Origin of the sequence: Halorhabdus sp. BNX81, assembly GCF_029229925.1 — an archaeon.
In the GTDB taxonomy this organism is placed as follows: domain Archaea; phylum Halobacteriota; class Halobacteria; order Halobacteriales; family Haloarculaceae; genus Halorhabdus.
Genome location: NZ_CP107254.1, coordinates 1867272 through 1886947, shown reverse-complemented (window position 1 = coordinate 1886947; position 19676 = coordinate 1867272). Strand labels below are relative to the sequence as shown.

Below are 19676 nucleotides of genomic sequence, written 5' to 3'. Positions count from 1 at the left end.
TGACGCTACTGGCTTTTAGGAAGGCTTATTCAGGCCCGTGCCACACGCATGGTCATGGTAGAGTTCGAGGTACCGGAAGTCGATTATACGAAGTATTCCAACCGTCAGCTCGCAGCTGTCCCGCTGGCGGTGCTGGCGCTCGCGCTCGCCGTGTTGATCGGGGCGTGGGCGGCGACTGGGTCGCCAGTCGCACTCGGGATCGATTTCACCGGCGGGTCACAGATGACCGTCCAGACGGATATGCCGTCGTCCGACATTCTGACGACCTTTTCACCCGAGCCTGAGTCTGTCCAGGGGCTCGTGCGTCAGGAGAACGGCTATCGCCTCACGTTCGACAGCGGGGCGAACATCACCGAATTGAAGCAGCAAGCGACGGCAGCACAGATAAACGTCTCGTCGAGTGGGCAGACACCGGCGTCCTTTGGCGCCGACAGTATGCGGGTCGCTCTCATCGGCATCGCGATCGCGTTCCTCGGCATGAGCGTTCTGGCGTTCGCACTCTTTCGGACGTTCGTCCCGAGTATCGCGATCGTCATTTCCGCGTTCTCCGACCTGGTGATTCCGCTTGCCGTCTTAAGTCTCTTCCAGGTCAAACTCTCGCTCGGGACTGTCGCCGGCCTCCTCATGTTGATCGGGTACAGCGTCGACTCGGACATCCTGTTGAACAATCACATCCTCCGACGGCGTGGTGAGTTCTACGAGAGTACGTACGCCGCGATGCAGACCGGTGTGACGATGACGCTGACCTCGATCGTGGCCATGGCCGTCATGGCCATCATGGCGACGCTGTTCGGCATCCAGATCATGGCTCAGATCGGCATCGTGCTCGTTTTGGGCCTGAGCGTCGACCTGATGAACACCTACATGCTCAACTTGAGTCTGCTTCGCTGGTATAAATTCCACGGGGTGAACCGATGAACGTTCGCGAGAACTGGCGGATCGTCCTGCTGGTCGTGTTCGTCCTCGGGAGTGCCGTTGCCCTGTTCGCTCCCGTCACCGGTGGCGCAGACGATGGCGGTATCACCAACCTCCAGTACGGGATTCAACTCGACGGCGGGACCAGCATTCAGGCCCCTGCTGTCGGGATCACGGCCGAGGACGTCAACGTCACCTTCGAGCGCGAGAACGCCCTCGCAGCGAACGTCACTGAGTCGCTGTCGGCTGATCCAGCAGATGTCAGGGTCTCCGCGGCGACGAAGACTGTGGAAGTCTTCACCAAAAACGTCACCCACGACCAACTACGTGACGCCCTCGTCGCCGAGGGCTACCAGCCCGGGACGGTTCGCGACGGCGTCACGTCCGAGACTCGCGAGCGCATGGTGAAGGTCATCAGGGACAAGATCACTGAATCCGCACTCAGTGGCGGGAGCGTCTCGAGACTCAACGCGATCGAGGGGAACCTCATCTCGATCACTGCGCCGGATCGCGATCGGGAGGAACTTCAGTCACTCCTCAACGAGCGCGGGATCGTCCGTGTCTACGCGGTTCATCCGGACGAAAACGGATCGTTCGTTCCGTCACAGGTACTGGGCCAGGACGAGTTCGGACGGATCGGGACAGCACAGGAACGGGAAGTGGCCGATGGAACAGAAGCTTTCGTCCCGGTGACGATCAACGATGACGTCGCCGAACGGTTCCAGCAGGAGATGACCGAGTACGGCTTCAACCAGGATCGCAACTGTGGCTACGATCGGTCGCAGATCACGAACGTTTCCGCGGTCGACGACTATTGCCTGGTTACGACACTCAACGGAGAAATCGTCTTCTCTGGCGGTGTGGATGGGGATCTCGGCAGGTCGTTCGCTTCGGGTGGGTTCGCCACCGATCCGTCGTTCAGAATGACCACCGGAGAGAACATGACCCAGGCGAAAGACCTCGAAATCAGCCTTCGAGCCGGCCGTCTCCCCGCACCCCTCGACTTCGAGAACGCGAACTATCAGGAACTTGAACCGGCGCTCGGCCAGCAGTTCCGGACTGACTCCCTGATCACGGGGATCATGGCCGTTCTGGCCGTCAGTGGGATGATCTTCCTCCGGTATCAGGACGTTCGCGTGGCGCTGCCGATGATCGTCACCGCGATGTCGGAGGTGTTCGTCCTCCTCGGCTTCGTCGCGCTCGTCCAGTATCCGTTGAATCTCTCTCACATCGCCGGGTTCATCGCGGTCATCGGGACCGGGGCCGACGACCTCATCATCATCGCCGACGAGATCCTTCAGCGCGAGGAGATCGCCACCGATCGGGTGTTCCAGAACCGATTCCGGAAGGCGTTCTGGGTCATCGGGGCGGCCGCGGCGACCACGATCATCGCGATGAGCCCACTGACCGTGCTTGGCCTCGGTGATCTGAGTGGGTTCGCCATCATCACCATCGTCGGTGTGCTGATCGGGGTCCTGGTCACCCGGCCAGCGTACGGGAACTTCCTCCGCCGGCTCGTCCTCGACGAGTAACGAAGCCGGCGACCTTTTTCCGACGGGACACCTACGATGACTAATGACTGACGACGAGTCCTTCTACTGTGAGACCTGTGAGCAATCAGTCGTCCGCGAAGACGTGATCCGTACGGAGACGATGGGCGGACTCGATCCAACAAAGTGGCAGACGTTTTGCTGTCCGGACTGCGGGAACCGTCTGGAGACAGTGTTCGTCGGCGACGAATAGGCGGCTCCTGCTAGAACCTTCCCGCTGCCCTTTCAGGAAACGGAACGCTTGTTAGCCGCCGAACCCGTCTGGCAAGTAATGAGTCACTCGCCGCCGGTTCGTCGCCTCGCCGACTGGGATCACGAGCAGTTACTCGCTCTCGCTGCCGAGTACGAGACCCCACTGTACGTCCTTGAGACCGGACGCGTCCAGGCAAATTACCGCCGGTTCGACGCCGCGTTCCCGGATGCCGAGGTAATGTACGCCGCGAAGGCACACACCGGCCGGGCTGTCCTCTCTGCATTGATCGACGTCGGTGCCGACATCGAGTGTGCTGCCCGCGGGGAGTTACAGCGGGCGATCGAGGCCGGCGCTGATCCCAACACGCTCCAGTACACGGCCGTCAACCCGCCCGCCGCGGACCTTGACTACGCTGTCGAACTCGCCGACGAGTACCCCGGGCTGACGATCACCGGCGGCGCTCGGGACACGTTTGACCGCCTCCAAGCGCGCGGCTACGACGGCCGCGTTGCCATCCGGATCAATCCCGGGATCGGGACCGGCCATCACGAGAAGGTCGCGACGGGCAAGGACGCGAAGTTCGGGATCCCGGCCGAGCGCGTCCCCGATCTCGCTGCCGATCTCCGGGAGCGATTCGATCTGGTTGGTCTGCACGCCCACGTCGGCAGCGGCGTCCTGACGGGCGAAGTCGACGAGCACGCCCACGCACTCGGCAAAGTTGCGGACCTGGCGCGGGAGGTCGGCGACGGCGACTTGGAGTTCGTCGACTTCGGCGGCGGGTTCGGCGTCCCGTATCGCGAGGACGAACCACCGCTCGACATCGAAGCCGTCGCCGAGACGGTCCGGGGGGCGGTGGGCAACCTCGACGCGACGATGAAGTTCGAACCCGGGCGATACGTCGTCGCCGACGCCGAGTTGATCCTCACGAGGGTCAACACGGTCAAGGAAGCCCCCGAGACGACTGTCGTCGGCGTCGATGCCTCGCTGTCGACGCTGATCCGGCCGGCGATGTTCGATTCCTACCATCCGATCCGGAACGTCTCCGCGCCGGATCGGGCGGACGAGGCAGTCTCCGTCGGCGGCCCCTGCTGTACCAGCGCGGACGTCTTCGCGACCGACCGGCCGATCGCTCGACCCGAACGCGAGGACATCCTCGCGATCGGCAACGCCGGTGCCTATGGCTACGAACTCGCGAACAATTTCCACTCCCAGCCCCGGCCTGCAGAGGTCGCGATCGAGGGCGACGGCGCACGCATTGTTCGTCGCCGGGAGACGATGGCCGACGTCACGCGAGTCGAGGACGAGACGGCCGGCGTGCCCGATGCGGAGCGTGAGTGATGGCGTTTGACATTCTGGATTTCCACGAGCAGGCAGTCCGGACCGAATCCCAGGAGTCGGTCGATGCGATGCAGACACTGCTCGTCGACGTACTCGAAGACGCAGGTGTGAGTGTCCGCGTCGATGGGGTTGGCAACGTTATCGCCCACCGGAGCGGCAGTGATGAGACTGACGGCACTTCCCATCTCCTGCTCAACACCCACCTCGACACGGTTCCGCCACACGTCCCGTTCGAGCGCGACGGCGATATTGTCCGGGGGCGAGGGGCTTGCGACGCGAAGGGGCCGCTGGCGGCGATGGTCGGGGCCTTCCTCCGCGCCGAAATCGGCGACGGGCGCGTGACGCTGGCGATCACGCCCGACGAGGAGACGACCCAGACCGGCGCGGCCCACCTCGTCGAAACGCTCGATGCCGACCTCGACGCGGCGATCGTCGGCGAGCCGACGGACCTGGACATCTGTTATGCCGCTCGCGGACAGTTCGAGGGCCAGATCACCCTCACCGGCGAGAGCGCCCACGCCAGCGATCCAAGCGACGGAACCAATGCCGTTCGAGCGATCGGCCCGACTATCGAGGCGATGGATCGCTACGATGAAGCCCACGGTATCGACACCCACGACACACTTGGATCGCCGACATTGACGCCGACGATGGTCGAGGGTGGCGAGGCCCCGAACCAGATCCCGGCCGAGGTGACGCTCACCTTCGACCGCCGAAGCGTCCCGCCCGAGCGCAGCGAGGAATTCCCCGCCTCTTTGGAGGCTCACCTCCGGAAGTCGCTTCCCGACGAGATCGGTGTCGACGTCTCCCTCGTCCGCCCGGACACGCCGTTCCCTGAGGCGTTCGAGACGGACCCGGCCGCTCAAATCGTCGAAGTTCTGCGGGACGCGAGCGGCGGGAGCGTGCGCCCCTTCGGCGCGGCGACGGAGGCCGCCCAGTTTGCCAAACTCGCCCCGACGGTTGTCTTCGGTCCGGGCGTGCTGGCTGACGACGAGGGGCCGGTCGCTCACTCGCCGCGGGAGTACGTCGACCGGCAGGACGTTCTGCGGGCGGTGGACGTGCTGGTCGAGACGATCGAGACCATGCTGGCGGAGGGAGATCAACCGGCAGAGCGTGACGCTTCCAGTAGCTTCTGACAGGAGGGCGCTGTTTGTCGACCATGGAGCGACCGCCGGTTTCGGTCCTGCTACCGACGACGACTTGGACGCCAGCCTGCCGGCAGGTGGCCGAGCAACTCCGGGACGACGACGAACTCCTGGTTCTCCCCGATCACGAGAGCGATCCAGTTGCAAAGCAAACAGGCCTCCCTCCGTCAGTGTCGGTGATCCCCGCAGGCGACCCCGATGGCTGCTCGGGCAAGGCCAACGCGATCGATGTCGGCATGGAACGAGCCCGCCACGATCGGATCGTCTGGACGGACGACGACTTCGAGCATCCGCCGGACTGGCTGGACCAACTCTCGGCCGACTACGACCGCCAGGGCCCGGTCTCGGAGGTCCCCTTCTTCCGCGGACGCGACGCGCTTTCGGTGTTGCTCGAACCCACCAACGTCTTTGGCGGCACACTCACGACATGGGCGGCCGATATCCCCTGGAGTGGGAGCGTGATCTTCGAGCGTGGTGATCTCGAAGTCGACGCCTTCCGGGCGGACCTGACCCGGACGATTAGCGACGATGGAACGCTGGACGAGCATCTGGACGTGACCTCGATACGACGGGTTCATGAGGTTTCGGCCGGCGGCACGATCGATGAGTCTCTCGAACGGTTCGTCCGATTCATCAAGATCGTCCGGTTCCACGGCCCGGGTATCACTGTGTTCAACGCCCTCGCATTGTTTGCCCTCACCGCGCTCCTCGTCCTGTATCCGGTACTCACGACCGTCGGAGTGACACTGTCCTATGGCCTCGTCTACGCGGCTTTCGGCATCCGCCGGTGGACGTTCCTGCTCGCGGTACCGGCGACGGTGGTGAATCTCCCGCTGTTCGCGTACGCACTGGGTCGCCGCACGTTCGTCTGGGGCGGGCGGCGCTATCGCTGGCGAAGCATGTTCGACGTCGAGGTCGTCGAGTGACCATCGATTTGGTGGGGGAATGACCAGGATGTCATAAAAACAGCTCACAGGGTGTTGTTTTCAGGACGGCTAGAAGTGAATATCTGCTCAGTGCGTGTGCTCGCCTACCGATTTGCTGAGGTGCTTAGTTGCAAGCAGACTTCCAGACGAACTTAGTCGCTACATAAAGAGGCTTCTGGCTCTGGCTCCCAGTTCTCTACTTCAAGTTCAGCCGATGTTTGGATCAAGACGCGAACTCTCGTACAGTTCGGGTTCTCGACGGTATGTTGGTGGCTCCAATGGATGCCTGCCCTAGACGTGGTTTGGGCCGTCTCTGTTCCGTCCAGCCGCGCGAGAACAGTGTACTCGACAGGTTTCGCTGGGTACGATATGCCGAGCGTCCCATTCGTGTGTTCTGATTCCGCTTGCTCGACGGATGCTAGTTCAAGCGTTTCCCAATATTCGACTTCCCCCTGAATCGAAACGACGAGGTCGAGGGTATGTGGAGAGTCGTCGAGATTCGCGTATCCGATCACACCCGGTTGAAGCAAGCTCTTCTCCCTCGCCTTCTCGTTGTTACCGCCTATAGCCGAGCACCCTCCTACGACCGAAACTGCTGCAGCAGACACCAGACCAATTGTTTGGCGGCGGGTAGGGGCCATTGTGCCAATCTATTCAGAATGTACCGAAAATTCTTATGGTTAGAAAGACACGAAGTAGACACTCCCAGAACGTTACAGCTACATTCTGTACTGAGCGGTTCGGGAAAGTAAAGCACAGGTGCGAAAACTCCTTGTATTATATCGCGTTTTGGTGAACCTGTTTTGTGATGTGGAATGAGTAGCTACATGCGGACAAGCATTCGCGCGAGCGTGGCGAGGTCGCGAAGCGACCTCGGTAGGACGAGCGGTGATAGCGCGGAACGAAGTTCCGCGGACCATTCGAGCGGGCGCTTCGCGCCCGCGAGAAGAAACCGCGAGCCAGCGAGCGCGATTCACTGAAGCCGAACGGAGTGAGGCTTCAGCCTTTTTCACCCATGTTTTTCGAGGAGTGGTGCCCGCAGCGCCCGATGGGCGCGAGGACACCCGACGATGAAAAAGATGGTCTTCAGTAGGTTTTGGCGAAGTATGCGGTCTCCTCGGCCTCGTCGCCACAGATGGCGCACTCGTCGTGGATCGGTTCCTCGTCGCGATCTTTGGGAACCATCACGATCTCGGCGGCGATGGCGTCCTTGATCGGCTCCTCGCAGTCCTCGTCGCCACACCAGCCACACTTGACGTAGCCGCCGTGCTGGCCGATGGTGCCGAGGATCTCCTCGCGCGATTCGGCCTCACGGATTTCCCCTTCCAGGGTCTCCTCGGCGCTGGCGTACAGTTTCGCGAAGATTGTGTCCAGATGGTCCTCGACGGTCTCGGCGACGCCATCCCGATCAACCGTGATTTCCTCGCCGTCGGGGCGATGGACGAGCGTGAGTTCGTCGTCTTCGACCTCGTAGGAGCCGATCTCGATCCGGAGCGGGACGCCGTTGAGCTCGTGTTCGTTGTACTTGAACCCGGGATTGCGGTGATCGCGGTCGTCGAGTTCGACCCGGACGCCCGCTTCCTTGAGATCGGCCTCGACGTCCTCGGCGTATGCGAGGACGTCGTCCTTGCTGTCCTCGTCCCAGATCGGGACGATGACGACCTGCGTCTCGGCGAGCGTCGGCGGCAGAACGAGTCCCTGGTCGTCGCTGTGGGTCATGAACAGCGCGCCCAGCGCCCGCCAGGACAGCCCCCAGGAGGTCGTGTGGGCGGTCTTCACTTCCTCGTCCTCGTCGACGTAGGTCACGTCGTAGGCTTCCGCGAAGGAGGTCCCGAGATAGTGGGAGGTCCCGCCCTGGACTGACTTGCCGTCGGGCATCAGCGCCTCGACGGTCGTCGTCGTGTGCGCGCCGGGGAACTTGTCGTGGTCGGGCTTGCGCCCCGAAAGCACCGGCATCGCCAGGACGTCCTCGTAGAGGCGTTCGTACTGCCCGAGGCGGGTCTCCATCTCCTCGACGGCGTCTTCCTCGTCGTGATGGGCGGTGTGGCCCTCCTGCCAGAGGAACTCCTTCGTCCGGAAGAACGGCTTGGTCTCGGTGGCTTCCCACCGGACGACGCTACACCACTGGTTGACGCGGATCGGGAGATCGCGATGGGAGCGGGTCCACTGGGCAAGGAAGGGTGTGATGATGCTCTCGCTGGTGGGCCGGACGGCGAGGCGCTCCTCGAGTTCCTCGTAGCCACCCTGGGTGACCCACGCGACTTCGGGGTCGAACCCCTCGACGATGTCCTTCTCCTTCTCGAGGTAGCTCTCGGGGATGAAAAGCGGGAAGTAGGCGTTCTGGACGCCCGTGTCCTTGAACCAGCCGTCGAGGTAGTTCTGGAGTCGTTCCCAGATGGCGTACCCGCGGGGGCGGGTGACGATGAACCCGCCCATGGGGGCGTAGTCGGCCAGGCCGGCCTTCTGGACCAGTTCGGCGTACCACTCGCCGGTCGCGTGTTCCTTGCTCTCGGTGATGCCGAGCTCTTGCTCGCCGCTCATACCTCTACGTGCGTGAGGGAAGCCATAAACCCGCCGTGTTCGATCCGCCCACCTCAGCGCGTATCCTCGGCGGTCAGCGTCGCGGTTCCGTCCTCGGTCGTTTGGAGCGTCCCCGCGAACGATCCGGTGTAGCCGAAGATGTTCTCGTAGCCGTAGGCCGAGAACAGAACGGGATAGAATCCCTCTTGGGCGGTGAGCCCCTCGCCGTCGGCGGCCGCGTAGGTCTCGCCGGCGTCGACGTGGGTGAAGTTCTCGGCGAATACCTCGTATTCGTCTGCGGGCGGCTTCTCGACGGGTTCTCCGAGGTCGTAGACTGAGAGGTCAGTCGAAACGGTGTATCCGGGCAGCGCGCCGGTCGCTGTCAGGAACTCCAGGGCGATCCGGTAGGCGTTCTCGGCGGCTTCGACCGATCGCTGGTATCCTGTCTCGACCTCGATGATGGTCGCGTCGGTCGCGAACAGCCGCCCCTCGACATCGAGCCCCGTCCGAACCAGCGCGGCGACCGACAGCTGGGGGACGATCGCCCGCGTCGCGTCGTCGAGCCCAGGACTGATCGCGAAGGGTCTGGCAGAGGACTGCGTCGAGTGCAGCGACAGCACTGTACACCCCTGGACTGCATCGGCGAGTTGCCGCGCGAGCTCCCGTTCGTGGGCGTCCTCTGGCACGTTCTCATCGAAGGCCCGGTTGAGGTCGGCGTCGAGATACCGTTCGCCGGCTTCGAGGGCCTTCTCGTTGGCGACGATCAACTTCACCGGTCGCTCGACGTTCGTTCCGTCCGTGAGTAGACGCTCGATCGCCTCGACGCCACCGGGTTCGTCGCCGTGGATCGCCGCCACGATCGCCAGTTCCGGCTCGCCGTTTCCGAGCTGCTCGACGCGCATGTCCAACAGTTCAGTATCGACCCTCAAGAGCGCGTCGGGTCCGATCGCCGCCGTTCCCTGTCCCGACCGTCCCTCACTCGGGATCGATACCGAACGGGCTCTCCGTGGCGGTCCACTCCCACCCGGGCAGGCGAGTCTGGAATCCGGCCGCAAGCGCGGCGTCGAGGTCGTCGAGCCCAGCGTTGTCCTCGTCACTGCCGTGGGTCCGGATATCCGCGTAGTGGAAGGTTGCTTCCGCGAGGCTTGCACGCGGCTGCTCGCCGGCGATCGTGGCAGCGAGTTCACGGCCGAGTAGTTCGTCGACGACGAACCCCGGATAGTCGCCCTCGACGTCGAGATCGCGCAGAAGACCCACCAGTGCGGCGACGTTGACCGCTCGATCGCCAACGGCAAAGACTGCTGTTACGGCCTCGTGGTACTGCTCGGGCGTCACTGGGTCGACGGCCGTCTCGAAGACCTCTCCCAGATTCTCCCGGAGGCGATTGATCAGTGGTACCACGACCGTTGCTCGATCGTCCACCCACGTCCGTTCGGATTCAACCCGGGCCGGCGTCAGTTCCATGGCTGTGTTTCGTGGGGCGAAACCCCTCAACGTTTCCGAAGCTTTTTATTAACCGAGGGGAATAGCCAGGTACGGATATCGGTTTTCCGGCTTCCACTCGACAGTACTACGGGACCGGACCGATGTGGATGAATCACTGTCGTACCATGACATTACTAATCAGTCGTCGTCGTTCCCACCGGCTTGGTCTCCGCCCGTCTGTTTCGAGCAGCGGGGACCGCCTTCGGGAGACGACGGGGGCATCTTGCAGCTATGAGTAACGTAGATCAGCAACTCGAGGATACGAAAGAGACGATTGTTAGCGAAGTACCCAACGACATTTCGATCACGGATGTCACCTACGAGGGGCCGGAACTGGTCATTTACACGCGCGATCCCAAGTCCTTCGCGGAGAACGGCGACCTCGTTCGTCGGCTTGCGTCGAAACTCCGCAAGCGGATCACCGTCCGCCCGGACACGGACGTGCTCTCCCCGCCCAGGGAGGCGCGTGACGAGGTCCTGTCGGTCATCCCTGATGAGGCCAGCGTCACGGATCTGGATTTCCACGAAGATACTGGCGAGGTGGTCATCGAGGCCGAGAAGCCGGGGATGGTAATCGGCCGCCACGGCTCGACGCTCCGGGAGATCACCCAGAAAGTTGGGTGGACGCCGGAGGTCGTCCGGACCCCGCCGATCGAGTCCTCGACGGTCAGCAACGTCCGGAACTTCCTCAAACAGGAACGCGACGACCGCCGGGACATCCTCGAACGCGTCGGTCGCCAGATCCACCGCGAGGAGATGTCCGACGACGAGTGGGTTCGAATCACGACGCTTGGCTGCTGTCGGGAAGTCGGCCGCGCGTCGTTCATCCTTTCGACGCCCGAAACCCGGGTTCTCATCGACGCCGGTGACAAACCGGGCGCGGAAGACGAGTATCCCTATCTGCAGGTACCCGAGGCCCTCGGCGTCGGCGCGAGTTCGATCGACGCCGTCGTGCTCACCCACGCCCACCTCGATCACTCGGCGCTCATTCCGCTCCTGTTCAAGTACGGTTACGACGGCCCGATCTACACGACAGAGCCGACCCGTGACCTGATGGGGCTGCTCACACTCGACTATCTCGACGTCGCAGCCAAGGAAGGCCGCGCCCCGCCCTACGACTCCGAGATGGTCCGGGAGGCGATCAAACACACCATCCCGATCGAGTACGGCGACGTGACCGACATCTCGCCGGACATCAAGCTCACGTTGCACAACGCCGGCCACATCCTTGGGTCGGCGATCTCGCACTTCCACATCGGCGACGGCCTGTACAACGTCGCCTTCTCGGGGGACATCCACTACGACGACACGCGGCTGTTCAACGGCGCAGTCAACGAGTTCCCCCGCGTCGAGACGCTCGTTCTGGAGTCGACCTACGGCGGTCGCAACGACTACCAGACCGACCAGGCGGACTCCGAACAGAGGCTCAAGGAGATCATCCGGGAGACCTACGAGCGCGACGGCTCGGTCCTGATTCCCGCCTTCGCGGTGGGGCGCTCCCAGGAGCTCATGCTCGTCCTCGAAGAGGCGATGCGCGAGGGCGACATTCCGGAGATGCCGGTCCATCTCGACGGGATGATGTGGGAGGCGACGGCCATCCACACGACCTATCCCGAGTATCTCCGGGACGACCTGCGGGATCGGATCTTCCACGAGGACGAGAACCCCTTCCTCGCCGACCAGTTCAACCACATCGACGGCGGCGAGGAGGAGCGCCAGGAGGTCACCGACGGCGAACCGGCGATCGTCCTCTCGACGTCGGGGATGGTCACCGGCGGGCCGATCATGTCCTGGCTCGAACACTTCGGCCCCGATCCGGACTCGACGCTCACCTTCGTCGGCTACCAGGCCCAGGGGACCCTCGGCCGGCGGATCCAGAACGGCTGGGACGAGATCCCGCTTGGCAACGGTAACGGTCGCGGCCGGGGCAACACCCTCTCTCTGGAGATGAACGTCGAGACCGTCGACGGCTTCTCGGGCCACGCCGACCGCCAGGGCTTAGAGAACTTCGTGAAGACGATGAACCCCCGTCCGGAGAAAGTCCTCTGTGTCCACGGCGACGAATCCTCGGTCCAGGACCTCTCGTCGGCGCTCTACCACGAGTACAACATGCGGACGTTCGCGCCGAAGAACCTCGAAACCTTCCGGTTCGTCTGATCGTTGTTTGTCCGTGTTCTCCCGGTCGATTCGATATTCGATGCCACGAGGCCGCTACGGATCGACCTGTCGGAGGAACGTCCGGATCTCCGTGAGTGCGGCGTCGAATCTGTCACGGATCACGTAGTGGCCTGCCTCCGGGATGTGGAGCAATCGACCGGACTGGAGGTTTTCGGCGGCGTCGAGGTCGGCCACCCGTTCCTCGATATCTCTGTCGGACCGCAATAGCAGCGTTTGGCAGGAAATCTCCGGGAGCTTCTCGGCGAGTGGGGCGGGATATCCCTCGCGAGCGAGTTCGGCGATTTCGAGACCACTTTCCAAATGCCCGGCAGCGAGACGGCGGGCATGGGTCGGGTCCATCTCCGGATACTGTTCTTCGATGATCTCTTCGACGGTCCGTTCGCGGCCGTTCCGTAACCGCTGTCGTGATTCTTCGAAGAGTTCCTCCGGGTCTCTCTCCGGCAGGTCGTGGAAACAGTCCGGGTCGACGAGAATGGCTCCTTTCGGAAGATCGGGATGCCTTGCGGCCAGCCAGCCAACTGTTCCCCCACCGATCGAATGGCCCAGAAGGATCGGCCGCTCGACGTCCAGTTCATGGATCAGTCCACGCAAGTCGGCCACGCGGTCCGAGATACCGTATCCTGTCTCCGGCGCGTCCGACCGCCCGTGGCCGCGTGCATCGTACGTTATCACGTCGTACTCCGCGGCGAGCTCGTCGGCAAGCGGGACCCATCGTCTGCCGGTGTCTCCGAACCCGTGAACGAGGACAATCGACGGCCCGCTCCCGACTCGATAGTACTGGAGGTCGATCCCGTTCGCCGAGACGGTTCCGTGCGTCCACTCCGCGGGGAGGTCCATGCTGCATACGCTTTTCACCCACGCAAAAAGTAGTACCCATCACGTCGGCGGACGGCGTTCGGCACCGACCGAAACGGTCGGTTTCCCGGCGCTCAGGATTCGTAGACGAACCGCTCGACCACTGCATTCGACTCGCAGGTCCGCCCGCGGCCGGTCGCGTACGGCCCGATCATGACGCCGGTGAAGCCGTCCGCGACCTCCGTCGCGAGATAGCGCGTCGATGCGGTCGCCACTTCTTCACCGTCCACGAGGAAGCGATACGTCTGCGTGTCAGCCTCGACGGCGAGGTCGGCGGTCGTCCCGGCCGGAGTGCGACCAACCACTTCCGTCGCGTCGCCGATCCGGAGGCGCACGACGGCTTCCCGGCGGCCGTCCCGGCGCGTCACGCCGACCTGGTAGTGGTGGTCCTCGTTCATCACGAGGGCGAGGCCGGCCTCCTCGTCCTCGTCGGGATCGAAGGCGAGCGTCGCTTCGGCGGAACAGTCGAAGGCGGTCTGTCGGCGACCGACGAACGTGGCCCCTGGTTCGTCCAGGGTCTCCGGGCCGCCGTGGAGGGCGAGTCCGTCCGGGCCAGTTTCATACCGATCGCGGTCGGGGTTGCGGCGGAACTCCCACTCGACACCGAGACCGTCGGCGAAGGTCGTGTCAGTACGATCGACCGACGTTGCTTCTTCGCGGGGTTCGCCCGGGAGCGGGGCATCCATCTCGGTGGAGACCGGCTCGCCGTCGTTGACGACCGGCCAGCCGTCCTCCCAGGAGACGGGCGCGAGGAAGGTCTCGCGGCCGAGGTGGTGAAAGCGCGGCCACATGCTGTGCTGGCGGATGCCCAGAAAGACGAGCCACCACTGCCCCTCAGTGTCGACGGTGAGATCGGCGTGGCCGGTCGCGCGGATTTCGTCACGCGGGCGTCCCCAGTGGGTGAGGACCGGGTTGTCGGGACAGCCCTCGTATGGGCCGGCCGGGTCGTCGGCGCGCGCCGCGACGACCATGTGACCCGCGTGGGTGCCACCCTCGGCGACGAGCAGGTAGTAGGTCCCGTCGCGCTCGATGACGTGCGGGGCCTCGGCGTAGGGGTCGCGGAATCCCTCCCAGACGGGGTAGGGGTCGCCGAGTTCGCCCGTCTCCAGGTCGAGTTCGGCCTGCTTGATGGGTGCGTCGGGGTCGTCGGCGTGATAGGTGAAATAGCAGGTGCCGTCGTCGAAGAAGAGGTCGGGGTCGATCCCCGGCGCGTCGACCCACGTCGGGTCTGACCACTCGCCGGCCGGGTCGTCGGCGGTGACGAAGAAGTGGCCGCCGTTGGTGACGTTCGTGGTTACCATATAGAAGGTGCCGTCGTGATGGCGCAGCGTCGGTGCGAAAATCCCCATCGAGGAGCGGGCACCCCCCAGGGGCAGTTGGTCGTCGCGGGTGAGCGCGTGGCCGATCGGTTCCCAGTCGGTCAGGTTCTGGCTGCGGTACAACGGGACGCCGGGGAAGTACTCGAAGGAACTGGTCGCGAGGTAGAACGTCTCTCCGACCCGGCAGATCGTCGGATCGGGGTGAAAGCCCGGGATGATGGGGTTTTCGTACTGCATGAATGGGGACACTCGAAGCGAAATATTAGTCCTGTCGGTGTCGTCGCTCCATGCGGTTTTAAGTGATTTCTCACGCTTGGCGAACCATGACTCTCGACTTCGATCCGCGGACCACCACGTGGTACGACGAACCGGCGTCGGCGTGGCTCGAGGCGCTGCCGATCGGGAACGGCCGCCTCGGCGCGATGGTCTTCGGCCGCCCGGGCACGGAACGGGTGCAGTTCAACGCCGACACGCTCTGGGCGGGTGGCCACGAGGATAGAACCAATCCCGACGCTCGGGAACATGTCGAGGAAGTCCGCCGACTCATCTTCGACGGCGAGGTCGAGCGCGCACAGGCCCTCGCCGACGAGAAACTGATGGGCGACCCCATCCGCTTGCGGTCCTACCAGACGTTTGGCGACCTCTTGATCGACGTCGGCCACGACGCCGTCACCGACTACCGGCGCGACCTCGACCTCTCGGCCGGCGTGGCGCGCGTCCGCTACGACCACGAGGGGACAACTCACGTCCGGGAGTACTTCGCTTCCGCTCCGGACGATGCGATCGTGATTCGGCTTACGGCGGAGGAACCCGGGGCCGTCAACGCGACGGTCGGGCTCGACCGGGAGCGGGACGCCAAGGACGCCGTTCGCGACGGGACGCTTCAACTCCGGGGGCGAGTCGTCGACGAACCGGACGACGACCGCGGTGCTGGCGGCGAGGGGATATCCTTCGAGGCTCGCGCCAGCGTGAGCGGACAGGGCGGTACCGTCAAGCGGGTGACCGGTGCGGACGCGCCAAATGGGTCGGGCGTCGGGCTCGCGGTCGAAGATGCCGACGCAGCAACGATCGTGCTGACCGGGTTCACCGGCCACGAAACGGAGAATCCGGGCGAAGCATGCGAGGCGGTGCTGGATGCGGTGGCGGACCAGCATTCCGACGACTTGCGAGCGACTCACGTCGCCGACCACCGGGAGCTCTTCGATCGCGTGGAACTGGATCTGGGCGAGCCCCTCGACCGGCCGACCGACGAGCGCCTCGATCGGGTCGCCGCGGGCGAGGTAGACCCGCACCTTACGGCGCTGTACGCCCAGTTCGGCCGGTATCTCCTCATTGCGAGTTCCCGACCCGGGACCGAACCCCCCAACCTCCAGGGGGTCTGGAACCAGGAGTTCGACCCGCCGTGGAACAGCGGTTACACGCTAAATATCAACCTCGAAATGAACTACTGGCCGGCCCTGCAGACGAACCTCGCGGAGTGTGCGGCCCCGCTGTACGACTTCGTCGATGACCTGCGGGAGCCTGGCCGACGCGTCGCCGAGGCTCACTACGACTGTGCGGGCTTCACCGTCCACCACAACTCGGATCTCTGGCGGAACGCCGCGCCCGTCGACGGCGCTCACTGGGGGCTCTGGCCGATGGGCGCGGCGTGGCTCTCCCGGCTGGTGTTCGACCACTACGCCTTCACTCGAGATGAGGAATTCCTCCGCGAGATGGCGTACCCGATCCTGCGGGAGGCGGCAACGTTCGTGGCCGATTTTCTCGTCGAGCACCCTGCGGAAGAAGGGGAGAAAGCGAAGTGGCTGGTGACCGCTCCCTCGAACTCGCCGGAGAACGCCTATGTGACTGATGACGGTCAGGAAGCGACGGTCACCTACGCGCCGACGATGGACGTGCAGTTGACTCGGGACCTCTTCGAGCACACTATCGCCGCCGCGGAGATTCTCGACGCCGAAGACGCCTTCCACGACGATCTGCGGGCCGCGCTCGATCGCCTCCCGCCGATGCAGGTCGGCGAACACGGCCAGTTACAGGAGTGGATCGAGGACTTTGCGGAGGCCGATCCGGGGCATCGCCACATTTCGCACCTCTATGGCGCACACCCGAGCGACCAGATCACGCCCCGAGAGACCCCCGCACTCGCGGACGCAGTCGAAACCACGCTCGACCGCCGCCTCGAACACGGTGGCGGCCACACCGGCTGGAGCGCCGCCTGGCTGGTCAACCAGTTCGCTCGCCTGGAGAACGGCCAGCGGGCCCACGAGTGGGTCAGAACACTACTCACCGACTCGACGGCCCCGAACCTCTTCGATCTCCATCCGCCGTTCCAGATCGACGGGAACTTCGGCGCGACGGCGGGTATCACCGAGATGCTACTGGGGAGCCACGCCGGCGAGATCCGCCTCCTGCCCGCACTGCCCGACGCCTGGGCCGAGGGGTCGGTCTCGGGGCTCCGGGCTCGCGGTGATTTCGAGGTGGATCTCACGTGGTCGGCTGGGCGACTGGATCGGGCGACAATCAGGTCGGGCTCCGGCGAGCGCTGTCGGGTGCGGGCGACCCCGTCGGTTCGCGTCACGACGGCTGACGGCACGCCGGTCGATGCAGAACGCGACGATGGCACCGTCACTTTCGAGACGACGCCGGGCGAGCGCTACCGCGTGACTCCTGTCACGAAGTGATCCTGCGGCGGGTTGGCGTCGCCGACATCAAGGCTTATTCCGCACTGCCGTCTCACTGTGGCCGTGACGCGTCACCTCGCTGGTCGCTCCCGTACCCTGCTCGGGTTCGCCACGCTCGTCGCGGTCGTCGCGACCGTCGGGAGCCTCTATCTCAGTCTGGGTCTCGGATTGATCCCGTGTACGCTGTGCTGGTATCAGCGTATCCTGATGTACCCGCTGGTGGTTGTTCTCGGCGTGGCCTTCGTCGAGAACCGGGAGACGATCTTTCGAACCGTCCTCCCGCTGTCGGTGTTCGGCGGCGGCATAGCCGCGTACCATTCGCTTTTGCAATTGACCTCCTCGACCGGGAACCAGTGTACCATCGGTGGCTGTGGGTCCGTGTTGTTCCGAGTGGCTGGACTGACGATCCCCAACCTCTCGCTTTTGGCGTTCGTCCTGATCACGGCGTCGATGCTGGTCCTGGTGGCTCGGTCGTCCGAGTAACGCGCACACTCCTTCGATTGGACCATGCCGCCTGGCACACCCGGCAGGCCACCACTGTCCGCAAAGCCGGCAGTTGGTACGAATTATCACATCGAACTTATGCGTACGCGGCTCGATCCCTTGTATATGGAATACGTCAGACTTGGAGAGACTGGACTCGAAGTATCGCCGATCGCGCTCGGGACGTGGCGCTTCGGGCTGGAACACGAGGAGACGGGCGTCGTCGAGACGGACCGCGAGGACGCACACGAACTGCTCGACGCCTACGCCGAGGCGGGCGGGAACTTCATCGACACGGCCAACGGCTACGGCGGGGGCGACAGCGAACGCTGGATCGGCGAGTGGCTTGCCGACCGCGATCGCGAGGACTACGTCGTCGCCTCGAAGTGCTTCTGGTCGGATGTCTCGCGCTTCCAGGAGAACCTCTCGGCGAAGAACGTCCGCGCGGAGGTCGAAGGCTCCCTTGAGAAACTCGATACGGACTACCTCGACATCCTCTATCTTCACCGCTTCGACGACGAGACGCCGATCGAGAAGACCCTGCGGACCATCGACGACCTGATCAGCGAGGGCAAGGTCCACTACGTCGGCCTCTCGACGGCCGACGCCTGGAAGCTCACCAAGGGACTCTGGAAGGCCGACGTCAACAACTACGAGGCCTTCACCGTCACCCAGCCACAGTACTCGGCGGTCCACCGCGACCCCGTCGCCGAATATCTGGATGTCTGTGCGGACCAGAACATCGCTGTCTGTCCGTATTCGCCGCTTCACGGCGGCTTCCTCACCGGCAAGTACGAACGCGTCGGCGAGAGCGAGGTCGAGGCTCCCGACGGCTCGCGTGGCGACATCGACGAGCACTTCGCGGACTGGTACCTCCGAGAGGAGGCCTGGGACGTCCTCGACGAAATCCGTGCGGTCGCCGAGGAAATCGACGCCTCCCCCGCCCAGGTCTCGCTGGCCTGGTTGCTGGCTCACGAGGACCTCACCGTCGTCCCGATCATCGGCGCGCGGACGACCGACCAGCTCGAGGAGAACCTCGGCGCGATCGAGGTCGAGCTCACCGACGAACAGTTCGAGCGGATCGACGCCGCGATCGAAGCGTAATCCGGGGTTTGCGTCGGAGGGGACCGCAATTCGCCTGACTCTTCGTTCGATACATTGGCCGACCGCGAGCGACCGGCCCCTTTCGATACCTCCCGTGTCGGCCAAGGGTCACTCGATCTCTCAGCTTCCGACTGTCTCGGCCGGATCGACGACATCGCCGCTCGCTGGCTCGACACCGACGCGATCACAGAGATCGTACAGCGGGCATGCCTCGGGACCGTCGAGACACGCCGGCTTGCGCGCGCTGCAGTACTCCCGGCCGAACTGGATGCTCGCGGTGTGACCGAAGCCACATTTCCCCTTGGGCACTTTCTCTTCGAGCACCTCGCGGACTGCCTCGTGGTCGGCGTCCGGCGGGGCGATACCGAGGCGGCGGTAGATCCGGTAGACGTGCGTGTCGACCGGAAAGACGCCGTCGCGTCCACCAGCAAAGAGGAGGACACAGTCGGCGGTCTTGGGGCCGACGCCGTTCATCGCGAGCAGCGTTTCCCGAACTGCCTCGGCGGGCTCCTCGCGGACGAACGCGTCGAAGTCGTCCTCGCCGCCGTACTCCTCGCGGACGCGCTCGGCGATCTCGATGATCCGGGCGGACTTCTGGTTGTGGAGGCCGGCCCCGGAGATCGTCTCTGCGAGTTCGGCCTGTTCGGCGTCGGCGAGGGCGTCGACGAGATCGACTTCGTCCTCCTCGGATCCGTATCGGTCCATCAACGCGTCGTGGGCCGGCTGGCTCGCCACGTCGCTCGTGTTCTGGCTGAGGATCGTCCGGACGAGACACTCGAAGGCGTCCTGGCCGCCGTAGGTCTTCTGCCAGTACAGTTCGCCCAGGCGGTCGACCACCTTGGCAGCCCGCGTCTCATTTTCGCTCGGCTCGAAGGTATCCATCGAGCCGCCGCTGCCGGGGCCACCGCTGATGTTCTCGACCGGTTCGGCGTCCTCGCTCATGGTTCGTCTTGGTTCGCGCAGCGTCAAAAACGACCGCATCAATTT

Annotated in this window: 17 protein-coding genes; 10 read left to right on the top strand and 7 right to left on the bottom strand. The window is 64.2% G+C overall.

Annotated features, from left to right (window positions below; all coding sequences use genetic code 11):
- The first annotated feature begins 54 nt into the window (after positions 1–54).
- The 6 genes from secF (at position 55) to HBNXHr_RS09380 (ending at position 6067) form a co-directional block, all read left to right on the top strand.
- Positions 55–918, top strand: a complete 864-nt coding sequence (gene secF / locus HBNXHr_RS09405; protein ID WP_275881934.1) for a protein translocase subunit SecF — start codon at positions 55–57, stop codon at positions 916–918.
- A complete protein-coding gene (locus tag HBNXHr_RS09400) occupies positions 915–2447 on the top strand; it encodes a preprotein translocase subunit SecD (RefSeq protein WP_275881933.1) in 1533 nt (510 codons plus the stop codon). Before secF ends, HBNXHr_RS09400 begins: the two co-directional genes overlap by 4 nt.
- 43 nt (positions 2448–2490) lie before the next feature.
- A complete protein-coding gene (locus HBNXHr_RS09395) occupies positions 2491–2658 on the top strand; it encodes a hypothetical protein (RefSeq protein ID WP_275736970.1) in 168 nt (55 codons plus the stop codon).
- Positions 2659–2736: 78 nt separating this feature from the next.
- Positions 2737–3996, top strand: coding sequence for a diaminopimelate decarboxylase (gene lysA, locus HBNXHr_RS09390; RefSeq protein WP_275881932.1), 1260 nt, complete (start codon positions 2737–2739; stop codon positions 3994–3996).
- On the top strand, positions 3996–5132 hold the full coding sequence (locus tag HBNXHr_RS09385) for a M20 family metallopeptidase (protein WP_275881931.1): 1137 nt from the start codon (positions 3996–3998) through the stop codon (positions 5130–5132). The genes lysA and HBNXHr_RS09385 overlap by 1 nt, the downstream gene beginning before the upstream one ends.
- 23 nt (positions 5133–5155) lie before the next feature.
- Entirely contained in the window at positions 5156–6067 is a 912-nt protein-coding gene (locus tag HBNXHr_RS09380; protein ID WP_275881930.1) for a glycosyltransferase, read from the top strand.
- Between the two features lie 152 nt (positions 6068–6219).
- On the opposite strand, the gene HBNXHr_RS09375 is transcribed toward HBNXHr_RS09380, so the two are convergent.
- From HBNXHr_RS09375 to HBNXHr_RS09360, 4 genes are all read right to left on the bottom strand, one after another.
- Positions 6220–6708 carry a hypothetical protein gene (locus HBNXHr_RS09375; protein WP_275881929.1) on the bottom strand — a complete coding sequence of 163 codons (489 nt, stop codon included), beginning with the start codon at positions 6706–6708 and terminating at the stop codon, positions 6220–6222.
- 445 nt (positions 6709–7153) lie between these two features.
- Positions 7154–8608: a proline--tRNA ligase gene (proS, locus tag HBNXHr_RS09370; protein ID WP_275881928.1), complete on the bottom strand. Its 1455-nt coding sequence runs from the start codon at positions 8606–8608 to the stop codon at positions 7154–7156.
- 53 nt (positions 8609–8661) lie between these two features.
- A complete protein-coding gene (locus tag HBNXHr_RS09365) occupies positions 8662–9489 on the bottom strand; it encodes a succinylglutamate desuccinylase/aspartoacylase family protein (RefSeq protein ID WP_275881927.1) in 828 nt (275 codons plus the stop codon).
- 73 nt (positions 9490–9562) lie between these two features.
- Positions 9563–10051, bottom strand: a complete 489-nt coding sequence (locus HBNXHr_RS09360) for a hypothetical protein (RefSeq protein WP_275736964.1) — start codon at positions 10049–10051, stop codon at positions 9563–9565.
- Positions 10052–10303: 252 nt separating this feature from the next.
- Between HBNXHr_RS09360 and HBNXHr_RS09355 the strand changes: the two genes are divergently transcribed.
- The gene (locus HBNXHr_RS09355; protein ID WP_275736963.1) at positions 10304–12229 is read left to right on the top strand and encodes a beta-CASP ribonuclease aCPSF1; all 1926 of its coding nucleotides are present in this window, start codon (positions 10304–10306) and stop codon (positions 12227–12229) included.
- A 54-nt stretch (positions 12230–12283) separates the two neighbouring features.
- Here the strand turns inward: HBNXHr_RS09355 and HBNXHr_RS09350 are convergent, their stop codons facing one another.
- Positions 12284–13087 (bottom strand): alpha/beta hydrolase, encoded by an 804-nt coding sequence (locus HBNXHr_RS09350; protein WP_275881926.1) that lies wholly within the window; start codon positions 13085–13087, stop codon positions 12284–12286.
- A 92-nt stretch (positions 13088–13179) separates the two neighbouring features.
- A complete protein-coding gene (locus HBNXHr_RS09345; RefSeq protein ID WP_275881925.1) occupies positions 13180–14661 on the bottom strand; it encodes a glycoside hydrolase family 43 protein in 1482 nt (493 codons plus the stop codon).
- 86 nt (positions 14662–14747) lie between these two features.
- Between HBNXHr_RS09345 and HBNXHr_RS09340 the strand changes: the two genes are divergently transcribed.
- From HBNXHr_RS09340 to HBNXHr_RS09330, 3 genes are all read left to right on the top strand, one after another.
- Entirely contained in the window at positions 14748–17102 is a 2355-nt protein-coding gene (locus HBNXHr_RS09340; protein ID WP_275881924.1) for a glycoside hydrolase family 95 protein, read from the top strand.
- A gap of 57 nt (positions 17103–17159) precedes the next feature.
- Positions 17160–17585 (top strand): disulfide bond formation protein B, encoded by a 426-nt coding sequence (locus tag HBNXHr_RS09335; RefSeq protein ID WP_275881923.1) that lies wholly within the window; start codon positions 17160–17162, stop codon positions 17583–17585.
- 126 nt (positions 17586–17711) lie between these two features.
- Positions 17712–18689 (top strand): aldo/keto reductase, encoded by a 978-nt coding sequence (locus tag HBNXHr_RS09330; RefSeq protein WP_275881922.1) that lies wholly within the window; start codon positions 17712–17714, stop codon positions 18687–18689.
- A gap of 120 nt (positions 18690–18809) precedes the next feature.
- Here the strand turns inward: HBNXHr_RS09330 and nth are convergent, their stop codons facing one another.
- Positions 18810–19631 (bottom strand): endonuclease III, encoded by an 822-nt coding sequence (nth, locus tag HBNXHr_RS09325; protein WP_275881921.1) that lies wholly within the window; start codon positions 19629–19631, stop codon positions 18810–18812.
- Positions 19632–19676: the final 45 nt, after the last annotated feature.